The following is a 12,847-nucleotide window of genomic DNA, read 5'->3' as shown; positions in this document are numbered from 1 at the left end:
AACGGCGTGCAAATCCGCCGCCGCCCGCGATGGCGGCACGGTATCATGATGGCCAATTTCAAGGAGTGTGTATGAATCTTGCGCAGCGCAGCCGTTTGCAGGGCATCAGCCTGGGCTTTTTGGCCGGTTATGTCGATACCCTGGGCTTTGTCGCCCTGTTTGGCCTGTTCACGGCCCACGTGACGGGCAACTTCGTGCTGATCGGCGCGGCGCTGGCCAATGCCACGCATGCCTCGATCGCCCTCAAGCTGCTGGCGTTTCCCGCGTTCATACTGGGCGTGGCGGCGGCGCGGCTGTTGACGGTGGCGGCCGAGCGCCGCGGCGGCCCGGCGCTGCGCCTGGCGTTGCTGCTGGAGCTGGCGCTGCTGCTCGGTTTCATGGTGTCTGGCGTGCTGGCCGAGCCGCTGGGGCCCGAGCCGGGCGCGCTGGCCATGACGGCCGGCCTGTTCGGCGCGGGGGCCATGGGCGCGCACAGCGCCATCAGCCGGCTGCTGCTGGCCCATTTGGCGCCCACGTCCATGATGACGGGCAACGTCACGCAAATCGTCATCGACACGGTCGACGTGCTGCGCGGCGCGGCCGATGGCGCCACGCGCGAACGCTGCGTGAAATTCTTCTGGCCCCTGCTGGGCTTTGCCGTGGGCGCCATCCTGGCCGCCTTTGCCTACCTGGCCGTGGGCTTTGCCGCGCTGGCCGTGCCGCTGGCCATCCTGCTGGTGCTGATCGCGCTGGAACCGGCGCGCCTGCCTGCCTAGCTCAGGCCGTCGCGACGATGGCCGGTTCGTACGCGGCCAGGAACTCGGGCGGCAAACGGCGCGCGCGGCCGCTGCTCAATTCGATGCAGATCAAGTCCCAGCGTCCGCGCACGACGGTGGCGCCGTCGCTGTCGCGCACCAGCTGGAAGCGCCGTTCCATGCTGGAGCGGCCATCGCTGGCGCACAGCCAGGTGGCCAGGGTCAGCGCTTCGCCGGCCCGCGTCGGCAGCAGGTAGTCGTACTCGCCGCGTCGGATCGCCATGGCCCGGTCCAGGCGCCGGTAATCGTCGAGGTCCAGCCCCAGCGCGGCCGAGTGGTGCCAGGCGATATGCTCGCACCAGCGCACGTAGACGGCGTTGTTCGTATGCTGCAAGCCGTCGATGTCGCCCGGTTCCGGCGTGACGGGCAGGGTATGGGCGTGCGGATAATCCCAGTTCAAGTGCGCTCCTTTCGAGACGGTGGCGGCCGATTGTACGTGCTCGCGGCCGTTTGCGCTGGTGCCGCGCGCACGGTATGAAACAGTGTTTTTTATCTTGATGTATGATGCATCATAATTTCAAACGATCAAAAACACGCATGAATCAGCAATTGGACACTCTGCAGCACGTCAACCTGGGCAAGTCCGTGTACGCGATGCTGCGCGAGGCGCTGGCGGCCGGACGTTTCCAGCCGAACGACCGCCTGCGCATCCGCGAGCTGGCGCTGCAGCTGGGCACCAGCGTGACGCCCGTGCGCGACGCCATGCTGCAGCTGGTGCAGGAAGAGGCGCTGGTGCTGCGCTCGCCGCGCGACTTCCGCGTGCCCGTGCTCAGCGTGGCGCGCTACCTGGAAATCCGCGCGCTGCGCCTGGAACTGGAAGGGCTGGGCGCGTTCGAGGCGGCGCAGCGCATCGACGCCGCCACCCTGGCCGACCTGGAGCGCCTGCTGCAGGCGAATGAAGAGGCGATTGCGCGGCACGACCTGGCGGCGGCCCTGCAATGCAACCAGGCGTTTCACCTGGGCCTGGCGCAAGCGGCTGGCATGCCGACGTTAAAACGCTTCGTCGACCACCTGTGGATGCAGACGGCGCCCCTGATCGCCGCCGGCTACGCCAGCTTTTCGCCCGACATGCGCGTCGGCCACCACCACGCCATCATCAGCGCGCTGCGCCAGCGCGACGGCGCGGCCGCGCGCGCGCGCCATCGAACAGGACATCCTCGACGGCGGCACGCAGATGCTGGCGTATGTCATGCGCCAGGAGCGCATCCACGCCGGCGCAACAGAACAGGACAAGGAAGAACATGACGCAGATCAAGCACAAGATTGAACAGAAAATGGAACAAAAAACCGCCATCGTCACGGGCGCCAGCCGCGGCATCGGCCACGCCGTGGCGGAGCGCTTCCGCAGCCTGGGCTGGCGGGTGATTACCGTCTCGCGCAGCCCGATACCGGGCGGCTGCCCGCGCAGCCAGGAGCACAACACGCATGTGTGCATGGATTTGTCGGACCTGAGCCAGATCGGGCAGATGGTTGACACCCTGCGCCCCATGCTGGGCGACGCCAAATTGCACGCGCTGGTGAACAACGCGGGCGTGTCGCCGAAGGGGCCGGGCGGCTCGCGCGTCAATTCGCTGACCACCGACATGCAGACGTGGCAGGAAATGTACAACACGAATTTTTTTGCGCCGCTGGCCCTGACGCGCGGTTTTGCGCAGGAATTATCGAATGCGCACGGCTCCGTCGTGAACCTGTGCTCGATCGCCGGCTACCGCGTGCACCCGTTTGCCGGTTCCGCCTACGCCAGCTCGAAGGCGGCGCTGGCCTCGCTGACGCGCGAAATGGCCAACGACATGGCGCCGCTGAACGTGCGCGTGAATGCGATTGCGCCGGGCGAGATCGACACGGCGATTTTATCGCCCGGCACTTCGCACATCGTCGACACGCAAATCCCCCTGCGCCGTCTGGGCACGACGGCCGAAGTGGCGGATCTGGTGGAATTTTTATGCAGCGAGCGCGCTTCGTACATCACGGGCGCCGAGATTCCCATCGACGGCGGCCAGCGCATTTGAGGAAAATCATGGTGTTCGGGGCGCTGGCGCCCCGTTGCCGCAGCACTGGCTGCGACGCCGTGAGCGCGCCGCCTTGCGCCGGGCGCTGGCCGCCTGACTCTGACTATTTATTCAGCTGCGCGTCCAATTGCGCCTGCAGGGCGGCCACCACCAGCGCGTGGTCGTCCGCCTGCGCCAGGCCGGACACGGTGACCGTGCCGACCAGTCCCACGCCGCGTATCAGCAGGGGAAACGCGCCGCCGTGGCCCGCATACTCGACGTCATCGAGGTATTTCACGTCTTCGAAGGTGCTGCCGCGGCTTTTATACGAGATACCCATATAGTAGGAGCTGCGGCAAAAGCGCTGCACCGTGTTGTTCTTGCGGCGTATCCAGTCCGCCTGGTCCGCCGTGGCGCCCGTCATGGCGTGGTGGAACAGGACCTGGCCGTTGCGCGTGATATTCACGGTGACGGCCTTGCCCCGCTTGCGCACTTCCTCGACGATCCACAGGCCCACGGCCAGCGCGGCGTCGTTGTCGAAGCGTTCGAATTGCAGGGATTCTTCCTGCTGCGCCAGGGTGTGCAGCAAATCGGCGTAATGATCCATCGTGGGGGCGGGTGGTAGTGGCTGGAAGCGCTACTGTAGCGCACCATGGGGGCTTTTTGGGTAATGCGGCTAAAATAGGCGGCATGACCCTGTCCCTGTTTGCCGATGAAGACCAGGCCCCGGCCGGCCCCGCGCCGCTGGTGCCGGGTTCGTCCGCGTCGGTGCTGCTGCGCGCTTTTGCGCTGCCGTATCTGCCCGAACTGCTGCCGGCGCTGGACGCCATCGTGCTGGCGGCGCCCCTGCGCCACATGGCCACGCCGGGCGGCTTGCGCATGTCCGTTGCCATGAGCAATTGCGGCGCCCTGGGCTGGGTCACGGATGGACGCGGCTACCGCTATGCGAGCCTCGATCCGGCCAGCGGTTTGCCTTGGCCGCCGATGCCGCCCGTGTTCCTGCGCCTGGCGCAGGAGGCGGCGCTGGCGGCCGGCTATGCGGGCTTTGTCCCCGACGCCTGCCTGGTCAACCGCTATGCGCCCGGTGCGCGCATGGCCCTGCACCAGGACCGCGACGAATGCGATTTCACGGCGCCCATCGTTTCCGTCTCGCTCGGTCTACCTGCCACCTTTTTGTTCGGCGGGGCGCAGCGGGCCGACAAGGCTGCCCGCATCCCCCTGCTGCATGGCGACGTGGTGGTGTGGGGCGGCACCGACCGCCTGCGCTTCCACGGCGTGGCGTCCCTGAAAGAGGGCGAGCACGCGGTGCTGGGCGCGCAGCGCATCAATCTGACGTTTCGCAAGGCCGGCTGATCTGTCGTTAATGCCTCATTAATGCAAGATACTTGCATATATGCCCGTTTTTCTCCATGATATGCAACTTGTTTGCATATGGAACCATGACCATGAAGCGCGATTCCCTTTCCACGCCCCTGCCCGACGTGGCGCGGCCCCCCCCACCTGGGCCACCCCTTGCCATTGGAATGGGTCGGCATGCAGGGCATCGCCTTGCCGCTGTGGCTGGAAGAGGGCGGGCAGGCGCAGCAAGTGCATGCCTGGGCCGACGTACAAGTCGACTTACCCGATCCGCAAGTGAAGGGCATCCACATGTCGCGTTTGTATCTGCTGCTCGATGCGTTTGCCGCCGCGCAGCCGCTCGATGCGGGCGCGCTGGCCGCCGTGTTGCGGCGCATGGTCGACAGCCATGCCGATTGCGGCAGCACGCAGGCGCGCCTGGCGCTGGCGTTTCCCGTGCTGCGGCGCCAGCCGGCGCTGCTGACGGCGGGGCTGTCGGGCTGGAAATCGTATCCCGTGCGCCTGCAAGCCAGTGTTTCTCCGCAGGGCTTTGCCCTGTCCCTGACGGTGGAGGTCGGTTATTCCTCGACCTGCCCCTGTTCGGCGGCGCTGGCACGGCAATTGCTCGTCGACGCCTTCGCGGCGCAGTCGGTGGGGGCGCCATCGATGGCGCCGCCGCCGGCGCCTGGCTGCGCGAACACGCGAGCCTGGCCACGCCGCACAGCCAGCGCAGCACGGCGACGGTCACGGTGCCATTGACGCAGCAGGCCGAGCTGGACCTGTTTCCCCTGATCGACCTGGTGGAAGCGGCGCTGGCGACACCCCTGCAGACGGCCGTGAAACGGGCCGACGAACAGTCGTTTGCGCGCTTGAATGGTGCTAACCTGATGTATGTGGAGGATGCTGCCCGCCGCGTGCAGGCGGCGCTGGCGCCGTATTATGCGCAGGCGCGTGTTACCGTACGGCATATGGAAAGCCTGCATCCGCACGATGCCATGGCGCAGGCGGGCAAGCTTGCCGGAGAATATTAGTCAACCACCGTGGAGGAGGACAGCATGCCGCAGAAAATCGAGCGGGAAGTCAACGATGACAGCCTGGAAGCGGAGCTGGAGCGCGAACGGCGCGACCATGCGCTGATCGACGAGGAAAAGTTGGGCATGGACGAGCTGGAAGAAGAACATTTGAAGCGGGAGCGCCAGCCGGGCGCGCCGGCAGGGCGCTAGAGTCAAGGCGGCGTTATCATCGCTGGCATCGCGCCGCGCTGCCCGGTACAATTTCGCTTTGTCATTCTCCCCCAACCCCGGAGGCCCATGAAATATCGCGCATTATTCCAGTTCATCCTCGGCCTGACAGGTGCCGTCCTGGCCGCCTCGCAAGCCCAGTCCGCCACCATCTGCACCGCCATGGCCGACGCCAAGACAGGCGCCGTCTTGTTGCAAGAGGGTAATTGCCTCGATCGTGTCACCCCCGCCTCCACGTTCAAGATCGCGCTCAGCCTGATGGGCTATGACGCCGGTTTCCTCAAGGACGAGCACAAGCCCAGCTTGCCATTTCGCCAGGGCTATGTGGACTGGGGCGGCGAAGCGTGGCGCCAGGATACCGACCCGTCGCGCTGGATGCAGTACTCGGTGGTCTGGTATTCGCAGCAGATCACGCAGGCGCTGGGCGCCGAGCGCTTCCAGAAATACGCCAAGGCTTTGCGCTATGGCAATGCGGATGTATCGGGCGACCCGGGCAAGGACAATAGTCTGGAACGCTCGTGGATCAGCTCTTCGCTGAAGATCTCTCCGCTGGAACAGCTGGGCTTCTTGCGCAAGCTGGTCAATGATCAGCTGCCCGTGACGAAACAGGCGATGGAACAGACGCGGCGCCTGACCCGTCTGGCCGATGTGGATGGCTGGCACGTGCATGGCAAGACGGGCGCGGCCTTCCCGCGCAAGGCTGACGGCAGCTTTGACGAAGCGCATGGCTACGGCTGGTTCGTGGGCTGGGCCAGCAAGGGCGAGCGCAGCATCGTGTTTGCGCGCCTGGTGCAGGATGAGCAGAAGGGGCAGCAGTCCGCGGGCTTGCGCACGCGCGAGGCCATGCTGAAGGAATTGCCGGCCCTGCTGGAGCAGGCGCAGAAGTGACGCAGCCTGCCGTCACGGCCACCTTCATCGCGACCGAGGGCGACTACCTGGAAGCCGTCATCGAGGTGGACGGCCAGCGCCTGCACGTGATGGACGAGTTCGGCGGTGCCCAGATGGCCGCCGGCACGCCATTCCAGGCAGAACTGTGGCCCATGGCCAGCGAAATCGACGATTGGGACGCCATCTTCGACGCCAATCCCGGCCGGGAAAAGCGCCTGCTGCGCCTCAATGGCTGGCGCTACCTGGCGCTCGGCGTCGTGACCCAGGTCGACCCCGTCGTCTGCGACTGCGGCCTGCTGCAGGTCGAAGACGCTTTCCATACGCGCGACGAACGCTGCGTGGGCGCGTATGTGGGAGTGACATTGGCCCGCCTGGATGCTTGCTTGGCGTAAATTCCGGCCCGCTTTGTTGCCCGCCCTATATACTTGCTGAAACGGATCATCCGGCATCAGACAAGGTTATAAGCATGGCATCAGGCATGGAGCAGTTTCAGGAAAAAGCACGGCAAGCGTTCATGCGGGCGCGCGCGCGGGCGGTGCGCGTGGCGGGAGTGGCATGGGTCAAGGCGGTGGCGCTGTACCGGCGCGGCCATGCGCACTTGATGACCTTGCCCCCCGTGCGGCGCGCGCTGGTGCTGGCCTTGTGGTCGTTCCTGGCCCTGCTGGCGCTGGTGATCCTGTACATGCTGTTGCTGATCCCCCTGACGCCGAGCATCCACGACTTGCGCCAGGCGCGCGCGGCCGCGCCCAGCACCATGGTCAGCGCGGACGGCAAGGAACTGGCCCGTTTCGACCAGGGCTTGCAGGAGCGCGTTACGCTGCAACAGATTTCACCAAACGTGATCAGTGCCCTGATTGCGACGGAAGACCACCGTTTCTACCAGCACCACGGCGTCGATTTCACGCGCACGGCGGGCGCCATCCTGCATACGGCAGGGGGCAACCCGCAGGGCGGCTCCACCATCACGCAGCAGCTGGCGCGCAATATGTTCCCCGAGGAAATCGGCCGCTCGCGCAACCTGAACCGCAAGCTGAAGGAACTCATCACGGCCCTCAAGATCGAAGCGACCTACAGCAAGACGGAAATCCTCGAAGCCTACCTGAACACGGTTCCCTTCCTGTACAACACCTACGGCATCGAAATGGCGGCCCGAACCTACTTCGACAAGCCGGCGTCGCGCCTCGATATCCTGGAAAGCGCCACCCTGGTCGGCATGCTCAAGGGCACGAATTACTACAATCCCGTCGGTAATCCCGAACGTTCCTTGCAGCGGCGCAATGTGGTGCTGAGGCAAATGCGCAAGCATGACGTCATCGACGAGGCGCGCTATAAACAGTTGATCAAGCGTCCGCTGCGCCTGCATTTCGAGCGCCAGAGCGAGCGGGCGCAGTCGGACAGCCATTTCACGGCCTATGTGCGCAAGTGGCTGATCGACTGGGCCGACGAAAACGACTACAACCTGGAACTCGACGCCCTGGTGGTGCACACCACGCTCGACTACGATTTGCAGCAGGCGGCCAGCGCGCCGTCGAACGCCAGGCGAATGCCTTGCAGGCGATCGCGGACGTGGAATGGAGCCGCGCGGGCGTGCCGTCATCGACCTCGACGGGCATGTACGCGGGCATGCAGGCCGGCAGCGTGGCCTTCGATTATTTCTGGAAATCGCATCCGGCCCTGCTCGACGCCTTCGTGCGCGAGTCCGCCGACTACCGCAAGCTGACGGCGGCCGGCGGCACGCCGGAAGCGGCGCTGGCCCAGCTGAAGGGCGACCGCGCCTTCATGGCGGCCCTGCGCAAGTCGAAGACGCGGCTGGAAGCGGGTTTTGCGGCCATGGACCCGGCCACGGGCGCCGTGCGCGCCTGGGTGGGCAGCCGCGACTTTGCGCGCGAACAATTCGATCACGTATCGCAGGCGGCGCGCCAGCCCGGTTCCACCTTCAAACCCATCGTGTATGGCGCGGCGCTGGAAAAGGGCCTCAGCCCCGACCACGTCTACCGCGATGAAGTGATGGATATCAAGGCGGCCGACGGCACCAAATGGCGCCCGACGGACATGAGCGGCACGACGGGCCGCGACATGACCATGCGCGACGGCCTCGTGTACTCGAAAAACACCATCACGGCGCAAGTGATGCAGGACGTGGGTTTGCCGCCGATCATCAAGCTGGCGCGCGCGCTCGGTATCCGCGACAGCAAGCTGGAAAAAGTGCCATCCTTGGCGCTGGGCACCAGTCCCGTCACCTTGCTGGAAATGGTCAACGCCTACGCCAGCATCGCGGCCCAGGGCGAAGCCCGTTTGCCGTTCGTCGTCACGCACATCACGGACCGCGAAGGCAAGGTCATCGCCCGCTTCGGCGAAGACAAGCCCAAGCGCGCCATGCAGGCCGAATCGGCCGCCACCCTGACGGACATGATGCGCGGCGTGATCGACCGCGGCACGGGCACGGCCATCCGCAGCCGCTTCGGCATCCGGTCCGACGTGGCCGGCAAGAGCGGCACCACGCAAAACAATGCGGATGGCTGGTTTATTTTGATGCACCCGGAACTCGTCGGCGGCGCCTGGGTGGGTTTCAACGACGCGCGCGTCACCATGCGCAGCAATTACTGGGGCCAGGGCGGCCACAACGCCGTGCTGGTGGTGGGCGACTTCTTCAAGACGGCGCTCGACACGGGCAAGCTGTCGCGCGACGCCATCTTCCCCGGCGGCAAGCCACCACCGCCGTTGCGCCATGTGGAACCCGTCGAGGAACCGCAGGACGAACCGGTGGAAGAGCCGGGCGACTTGCTGCAGGAAGGCGCGCCGCCGGCGCCGCTGGCCGTGCCGGCCGAAGAGGGCGGGCAGGAAGCGCATGGCAAGGCGGTGCCGGAACCGGTGCCCGCGCCTGCTCCTGTGCCGCAGCCGGTGCCTCAAGGCTGACGGGAGGAGTTGATTCGCAAGTTAGCAGCGCTGCCTGATTGACGTTAGTCCCAAAATGGGACTAAAATCAATCCATGCGTATCCTGGCCAAGCCAACGCTGATTGCTTTCTATGAGCAGGTCACGTACGCGGATTCGAAGGGACCGCTGTTGTCGTGGTATGGTCATGTGCTCAGGGTGTCGTGGTCCGGCCCCGCAGCGCTGAAGTCGGACTTTGCCACGGCAGGCATATTGAAAGAGGGGCGGGTGGTGTTCAATATTGGCGGTAATAAATACCGGCTCGTCGCATCGATCAACTATTCATATGGCATCTTGTACATCAAATTTGTCGGCACGCACCGGCAATATGACGCCATCAACGCACAGACTGTTTAATGCAAGATGATGCACATCAAACCTATCCGTACGGAAGATGATTACCGCGCCGCGTTGCTGGAAGTCGAGTCCTTGATGTCGGCCCGGCTCGGCACCCCCGAAGGTGACCGTCTGGATGTGCTCGCCACGCTCGTGGATGCCTATGAGACGCGCCACTTTGTCATGGAATTTCCTGACCCAGTCGACGCCATCAAATTCAGCATGGAGCAGAAGTCGCTGTCGCCAAGGATCTTGAGCCGATGATAGGGCGCTTGAACCGCGTTTACGAAATTCTCAATGGTACGCGCCAGCTGACCTTGCCGATGATCCGCCGCCTGCATGAGCAACTGGGCATTCCGGCCGAGGTACTGATACGGCCTGCGGCAGCCCAGGCATAGTTGCCCGGCCTGCCTTTACACCGTATTGCGCCGCAACCCCGCCTGCCGCACGAACACCTGCAGCGCCGGCATGGTCTGCTGGTGCAGCGCTTCCAGTTCCGTGCGCAACGTGGGTGTGATGGCCAGGTTGCCGTTCGCCTGCTGGCGCACGGGCAGGCCCAGCGCTTGCGCCATTTCCACTGGGTAATTCGTGAAGTCGCCATACGGGCGCTTGCCGTCGACGGACGGCGTGGGCCAATAGCCTTCGGCCAAATAGTCTTCCGCCTCCATGCCCAGCATGTCCAGCGGCATCCACGATTGCTGGCGAAGCAGCGTCAGATGCCGCGCAGTCAGGATGAACGGCGCCTTGCCGTTGGCATAGCTGCCCGGTTTCAGGTCGGCCATCTGCACGAAATGGGGCAGCAGCAGCGCCGCTTCCATCAGCCGTTGCGCGGCCAGCGCCGCATCCTGGCTGGCGATCGCTTGCATGGCCAGTTTCAGGGTATCTCCCTTGCCCAGCGGGTAAGCCGGATTGAGCATGGGTGCGCCATTTTCCACAGGCGACCAGCCGATGTTGAAACGCCGTATCAGCGCCAGATGCTGCACATTGAGCACGGTGGGCAGCGGTGCGTCGAGGGTGGCCACGATGCGCTGGCGCACGGCGCGTGGCAGGCCGTTGTCGGCCGCGCGCGCAAGCACGGGCGAGCACAGCAGGACGCCGGCCAGGCGCAGCAGCTGGCGCCGCAGGGGCTGGATCAGGCGCGCCATCACGGTGCCGTCAAGTCCTGGCGCTGGAATTCGATGCGGTTTTCCTGATACTGCCACTTGGTGTAGGGCCCGAACACGCGCCGGTTTTCCTTGCTGTCGGCATTCGATTGCTCGCGCTTCATGCGCCGCACGAGGGCGGTATCGACCAGCGGTTCGGTCGTCGTGCCGAACACTTCGTGGCGCACGCTTTGCTTGGCGTCGGCGCCGCGCGAAATGATGGTGAGCTTGCGCGTGGCGGGATCGAAGTACAGGCGCATGGCAAACGTGTTCATGTCCTGCAGGTACAGGCCATCGTCGCGCTGCTGGGCGTAGAAATAATCGCCGCAGACGGCCTTCGGCTCGCGTTTCCACTCGCAGGACAGGACGATCAGCAGATGCCGCTCATCGAGTTGCCTGACCGAGATGCGTCCCTTGGAATAGCCCCAGTTGCTGGGCGGTACGGTCTTCGACGAGAGCAGATTGTATTCGCCCACCAGCTTGGTCAGGGGAAGGGGCGCTTGGGCGAAGGCGCCGGCGCAAATGCTGAAGGCGGCGGCTGCAAGGGCGCCGTGGATACGGGAGAATGTAGTCATGATGGCCATAAAGAAAAGTTGCCACATTATAGATGGCAACTTGCCAAGATGGCCGCGCGCTTGCGCAGCGCGCCGCTTGTTACTTGAGCTTGCTCAGTTCCGCGATGTCGATCTTTGTTACCTTGTCGCCCACGGCGGCGACCAGGGTCTTGAAGTGGGGCGTCGCTTCATGCGCCGTGTGGCCTGCCTTGTCCATCCATTCTTCCAGCATGATGAAGCGGGTGGGAATCTTGTTGTCGAGGTGCAACTCGTAGCGCAGGCAGGCGCTTTCCGCGCGGCTCGGCGGCACGACGGCTTCCAGGGCGGCGCGCACGGCGTCGATATATTGGGCTTGGGCATCGATGGTGGCGACGATGATCAGGGTCATGCTGGTCCTTGTAGAGTGGGGGGGCGATGCAGCTTAGCGCAGTTTCCCCATTCTTGCCCGCCATGCCCAGCCTGGCTGCGCCGAAACAGTTTCCGCCGCAGCCAGATAATCAAGCTGAAGCTACGCCGCCTGCAGCGCGCCGATCTGCTCGAAGGCCGCCGTCATGGCCTGCGCCCTGGCGGCGTCGCTGACCTTGACGCCTTCGGCGCGCACGATCTCGATCTGCTGGATGCCGAGGAAGCCGAGGAAGGCGCGCAGATGGCTTTCCTGGTGTTCCAGGGCGGCCATCGGCGTGTCGGCGCCGTAGTAGCCGCCGCGCGTCGAGGCGATGATCACGCGCTTGGCTCCCAGCAAGCCTTCGGGGCCATTGGCGCCGTACTGAAACGTCTTGCCGGGCACGGCCAGCGCATCGAGCCACGATTTGAGCTGGCTGGGGATGGCGAAGTTGTACATGGGCGCGCCGATGACGATGACATCGGCGGCCAGCACTTGTTCCAGCGCGGCGGCAAGGATTTCTCCCTCGGCGGCGCCGGGGGCGGCCGTAAATTGCGGCAAGGGCTGGGCGGCCAGGTCGCGGTAGTGGACGGTGGCGCCGGGCGCGGCCGTTTGCAGGCGGGCGGCGATGGCGGCGGTCAGCTGGCGGCTGACGGAATGTTCGCCAAGGACGCTGGAATCGATGTGCAGGATGTTCATGGTTGCCTTCTTGGGTGGTATGATCGGGTGGTATGTTTTTGTAACCGGGTTAAATATAGTGACTATCAAATGAACGCACAAGAAGGCACTTTTTCCACACTGGGGCACACGGATGTGACTATGGGCGAGGTGGCCGCGCGCGGGGCCGAGCTGGAAAAGCGCATGCGCGACCATGGCGGCCATGCGGGTGTGGCGGACTCGTGCCGCCCGATCACGGACATCCTGACCCGCGTGGGCGACAAATGGAGCGTGATGGTGGTGATGTTGCTGGGCAATGGCACCAAGCGCTTCAACGAGATGCGCCGCCTGATCGGCGGCATCTCGCAGCGCATGCTGACTTTGACCCTGCGCGGCCTCGAGCGCGACGGTCTCGTCACGCGCACCGTGTTTCCCACCGTGCCGCCGCGCGTCGATTACGCCTTGACGGACCTGGGCCGCTCGCTGTTGATCCCCATCAGCGCGCTGGGTGCCTGGGCCTACGGCCACCGCGACGCCATCGATGCGGCGCGGCTGGCGTTCGATGCCAGGGCTGAGACTCCGCCGCCAGGCAATTAA

At 65.0% G+C, this 12,847-nt stretch carries 17 protein-coding genes and 2 pseudogenes; 13 read left to right on the top strand and 6 right to left on the bottom strand.

What is annotated here, in order from left to right; translation table 11 throughout:
- The first annotated feature begins 71 nt into the window (after positions 1–71).
- Positions 72–755 (top strand): YoaK family protein, encoded by a 684-nt coding sequence (locus tag ACQVLG_RS25365; RefSeq protein ID WP_230539600.1) that lies wholly within the window; start codon positions 72–74, stop codon positions 753–755.
- A 1-nt stretch (position 756) separates the two neighbouring features.
- On the opposite strand, the gene ACQVLG_RS25360 is transcribed toward ACQVLG_RS25365, so the two are convergent.
- Positions 757–1,194, bottom strand: a complete 438-nt coding sequence (locus ACQVLG_RS25360; RefSeq protein WP_474291622.1) for an acyl-CoA thioesterase — start codon at positions 1,192–1,194, stop codon at positions 757–759.
- Positions 1,195–1,331: 137 nt separating this feature from the next.
- Here ACQVLG_RS25360 and ACQVLG_RS25355 point away from each other — a divergent pair, with 137 nt between their 5' ends.
- Both ACQVLG_RS25355 and ACQVLG_RS25350 read left to right on the top strand, forming a co-directional pair.
- Complete coding sequence (locus ACQVLG_RS25355) at positions 1,332–2,039, top strand: GntR family transcriptional regulator (RefSeq protein WP_474291621.1); 708 nt, start codon at positions 1,332–1,334, stop codon at positions 2,037–2,039.
- Positions 2,036–2,803, top strand: coding sequence for an SDR family NAD(P)-dependent oxidoreductase (locus ACQVLG_RS25350; RefSeq protein ID WP_474291620.1), 768 nt, complete (start codon positions 2,036–2,038; stop codon positions 2,801–2,803). The genes ACQVLG_RS25355 and ACQVLG_RS25350 overlap by 4 nt, the downstream gene beginning before the upstream one ends.
- A gap of 103 nt (positions 2,804–2,906) precedes the next feature.
- Here ACQVLG_RS25350 and ACQVLG_RS25345 read toward each other — a convergent pair whose 3' ends face one another.
- Positions 2,907–3,389 carry a heme-degrading domain-containing protein gene (locus tag ACQVLG_RS25345; RefSeq protein ID WP_230539604.1) on the bottom strand — a complete coding sequence of 161 codons (483 nt, stop codon included), beginning with the start codon at positions 3,387–3,389 and terminating at the stop codon, positions 2,907–2,909.
- An 83-nt stretch (positions 3,390–3,472) separates the two neighbouring features.
- Between ACQVLG_RS25345 and alkB the strand changes: the two genes are divergently transcribed.
- The 9 genes and pseudogenes from alkB to ACQVLG_RS25300 all read left to right on the top strand — a co-directional run bounded on the left by alkB (position 3,473) and on the right by ACQVLG_RS25300 (position 9,913).
- Positions 3,473–4,135, top strand: coding sequence for a DNA oxidative demethylase AlkB (alkB, locus tag ACQVLG_RS25340; RefSeq protein ID WP_474291619.1), 663 nt, complete (start codon positions 3,473–3,475; stop codon positions 4,133–4,135).
- A gap of 159 nt (positions 4,136–4,294) precedes the next feature.
- Positions 4,295–4,876, top strand: a complete 582-nt coding sequence (locus ACQVLG_RS25335) for a GTP cyclohydrolase, FolE2/MptA family (protein ID WP_474291618.1) — start codon at positions 4,295–4,297, stop codon at positions 4,874–4,876.
- A complete protein-coding gene (locus ACQVLG_RS25330) occupies positions 4,867–5,148 on the top strand; it encodes a GTP cyclohydrolase, FolE2/MptA family (RefSeq protein WP_474291617.1) in 282 nt (93 codons plus the stop codon). The genes ACQVLG_RS25335 and ACQVLG_RS25330 overlap by 10 nt, the downstream gene beginning before the upstream one ends.
- Before the next feature lie 24 nt (positions 5,149–5,172).
- Positions 5,173–5,340 carry a hypothetical protein gene (locus ACQVLG_RS25325; RefSeq protein ID WP_474291616.1) on the top strand — a complete coding sequence of 56 codons (168 nt, stop codon included), beginning with the start codon at positions 5,173–5,175 and terminating at the stop codon, positions 5,338–5,340.
- A gap of 87 nt (positions 5,341–5,427) precedes the next feature.
- The gene (blaOXA, locus tag ACQVLG_RS25320; RefSeq protein ID WP_474291615.1) at positions 5,428–6,246 is read left to right on the top strand and encodes a class D beta-lactamase; all 819 of its coding nucleotides are present in this window, start codon (positions 5,428–5,430) and stop codon (positions 6,244–6,246) included.
- Positions 6,243–6,638 (top strand): hypothetical protein, encoded by a 396-nt coding sequence (locus tag ACQVLG_RS25315; protein ID WP_474291614.1) that lies wholly within the window; start codon positions 6,243–6,245, stop codon positions 6,636–6,638. The genes blaOXA and ACQVLG_RS25315 overlap by 4 nt, the downstream gene beginning before the upstream one ends.
- 74 nt (positions 6,639–6,712) lie before the next feature.
- Positions 6,713–9,162 (top strand): annotated as a pseudogene (locus ACQVLG_RS25310) (penicillin-binding protein 1A).
- 74 nt (positions 9,163–9,236) lie between these two features.
- Complete coding sequence (locus ACQVLG_RS25305; RefSeq protein WP_474291613.1) at positions 9,237–9,536, top strand: type II toxin-antitoxin system HigB family toxin; 300 nt, start codon at positions 9,237–9,239, stop codon at positions 9,534–9,536.
- 9 nt (positions 9,537–9,545) lie between these two features.
- A pseudogene (locus ACQVLG_RS25300) lies at positions 9,546–9,913 on the top strand (helix-turn-helix domain-containing protein).
- A 15-nt stretch (positions 9,914–9,928) separates the two neighbouring features.
- Here ACQVLG_RS25300 and ACQVLG_RS25295 read toward each other — a convergent pair.
- From ACQVLG_RS25295 to ACQVLG_RS25280, 4 genes are all read right to left on the bottom strand, one after another.
- Complete coding sequence (locus ACQVLG_RS25295) at positions 9,929–10,660, bottom strand: hypothetical protein (protein ID WP_474291612.1); 732 nt, start codon at positions 10,658–10,660, stop codon at positions 9,929–9,931.
- The gene (locus ACQVLG_RS25290) at positions 10,660–11,232 is read right to left on the bottom strand and encodes a hypothetical protein (RefSeq protein ID WP_474291611.1); all 573 of its coding nucleotides are present in this window, start codon (positions 11,230–11,232) and stop codon (positions 10,660–10,662) included. The genes ACQVLG_RS25295 and ACQVLG_RS25290 overlap by 1 nt, the downstream gene beginning before the upstream one ends.
- A gap of 79 nt (positions 11,233–11,311) precedes the next feature.
- Positions 11,312–11,599, bottom strand: a complete 288-nt coding sequence (locus tag ACQVLG_RS25285) for a putative quinol monooxygenase (RefSeq protein WP_474291610.1) — start codon at positions 11,597–11,599, stop codon at positions 11,312–11,314.
- A 120-nt stretch (positions 11,600–11,719) separates the two neighbouring features.
- Positions 11,720–12,292: an FMN-dependent NADH-azoreductase gene (locus ACQVLG_RS25280; protein ID WP_474291609.1), complete on the bottom strand. Its 573-nt coding sequence runs from the start codon at positions 12,290–12,292 to the stop codon at positions 11,720–11,722.
- Positions 12,293–12,454: 162 nt separating this feature from the next.
- Here ACQVLG_RS25280 and ACQVLG_RS25275 point away from each other — a divergent pair, with 162 nt between their 5' ends.
- On the top strand, positions 12,455–12,847 hold the full coding sequence (locus ACQVLG_RS25275) for a winged helix-turn-helix transcriptional regulator (protein WP_230539646.1): 393 nt from the start codon (positions 12,455–12,457) through the stop codon (positions 12,845–12,847).

The sequence above is a fragment of the Janthinobacterium sp. TPC_1 genome (genome assembly GCF_056037845.1).
Note: the sequence above shows the minus strand (reverse complement) of the source record. Positions and strands in the feature narration are given on the sequence as shown.

Excerpts from the sequence above, each read along its gene's own strand:
- alkB (WP_474291619.1), top strand. The coding sequence starts at position 3,473 with ATGACCCTGTCCCTGTTTGCCGATGAAGACCAGGCCCCGGCCGGCCCC.
- ACQVLG_RS25280 (WP_474291609.1), bottom strand. The coding sequence starts at position 12,292 with ATGAACATCCTGCACATCGATTCCAGCGTCCTTGGCGAACATTCCGTC.
- ACQVLG_RS25365 (WP_230539600.1), top strand. The coding sequence starts at position 72 with ATGAATCTTGCGCAGCGCAGCCGTTTGCAGGGCATCAGCCTGGGCTTT.
- ACQVLG_RS25325 (WP_474291616.1), top strand. The coding sequence starts at position 5,173 with ATGCCGCAGAAAATCGAGCGGGAAGTCAACGATGACAGCCTGGAAGCG.
- ACQVLG_RS25290 (WP_474291611.1), bottom strand. The coding sequence starts at position 11,232 with ATGACTACATTCTCCCGTATCCACGGCGCCCTTGCAGCCGCCGCCTTC.
- ACQVLG_RS25285 (WP_474291610.1), bottom strand. The coding sequence starts at position 11,599 with ATGACCCTGATCATCGTCGCCACCATCGATGCCCAAGCCCAATATATC.
- ACQVLG_RS25345 (WP_230539604.1), bottom strand. The coding sequence starts at position 3,389 with ATGGATCATTACGCCGATTTGCTGCACACCCTGGCGCAGCAGGAAGAA.
- ACQVLG_RS25295 (WP_474291612.1), bottom strand. The coding sequence starts at position 10,660 with ATGGCGCGCCTGATCCAGCCCCTGCGGCGCCAGCTGCTGCGCCTGGCC.
- ACQVLG_RS25350 (WP_474291620.1), top strand. The coding sequence starts at position 2,036 with ATGACGCAGATCAAGCACAAGATTGAACAGAAAATGGAACAAAAAACC.
- ACQVLG_RS25275 (WP_230539646.1), top strand. The coding sequence starts at position 12,455 with ATGCGCGACCATGGCGGCCATGCGGGTGTGGCGGACTCGTGCCGCCCG.
- ACQVLG_RS25305 (WP_474291613.1), top strand. The coding sequence starts at position 9,237 with ATGCGTATCCTGGCCAAGCCAACGCTGATTGCTTTCTATGAGCAGGTC.
- ACQVLG_RS25355 (WP_474291621.1), top strand. The coding sequence starts at position 1,332 with ATGAATCAGCAATTGGACACTCTGCAGCACGTCAACCTGGGCAAGTCC.
- blaOXA (WP_474291615.1), top strand. The coding sequence starts at position 5,428 with ATGAAATATCGCGCATTATTCCAGTTCATCCTCGGCCTGACAGGTGCC.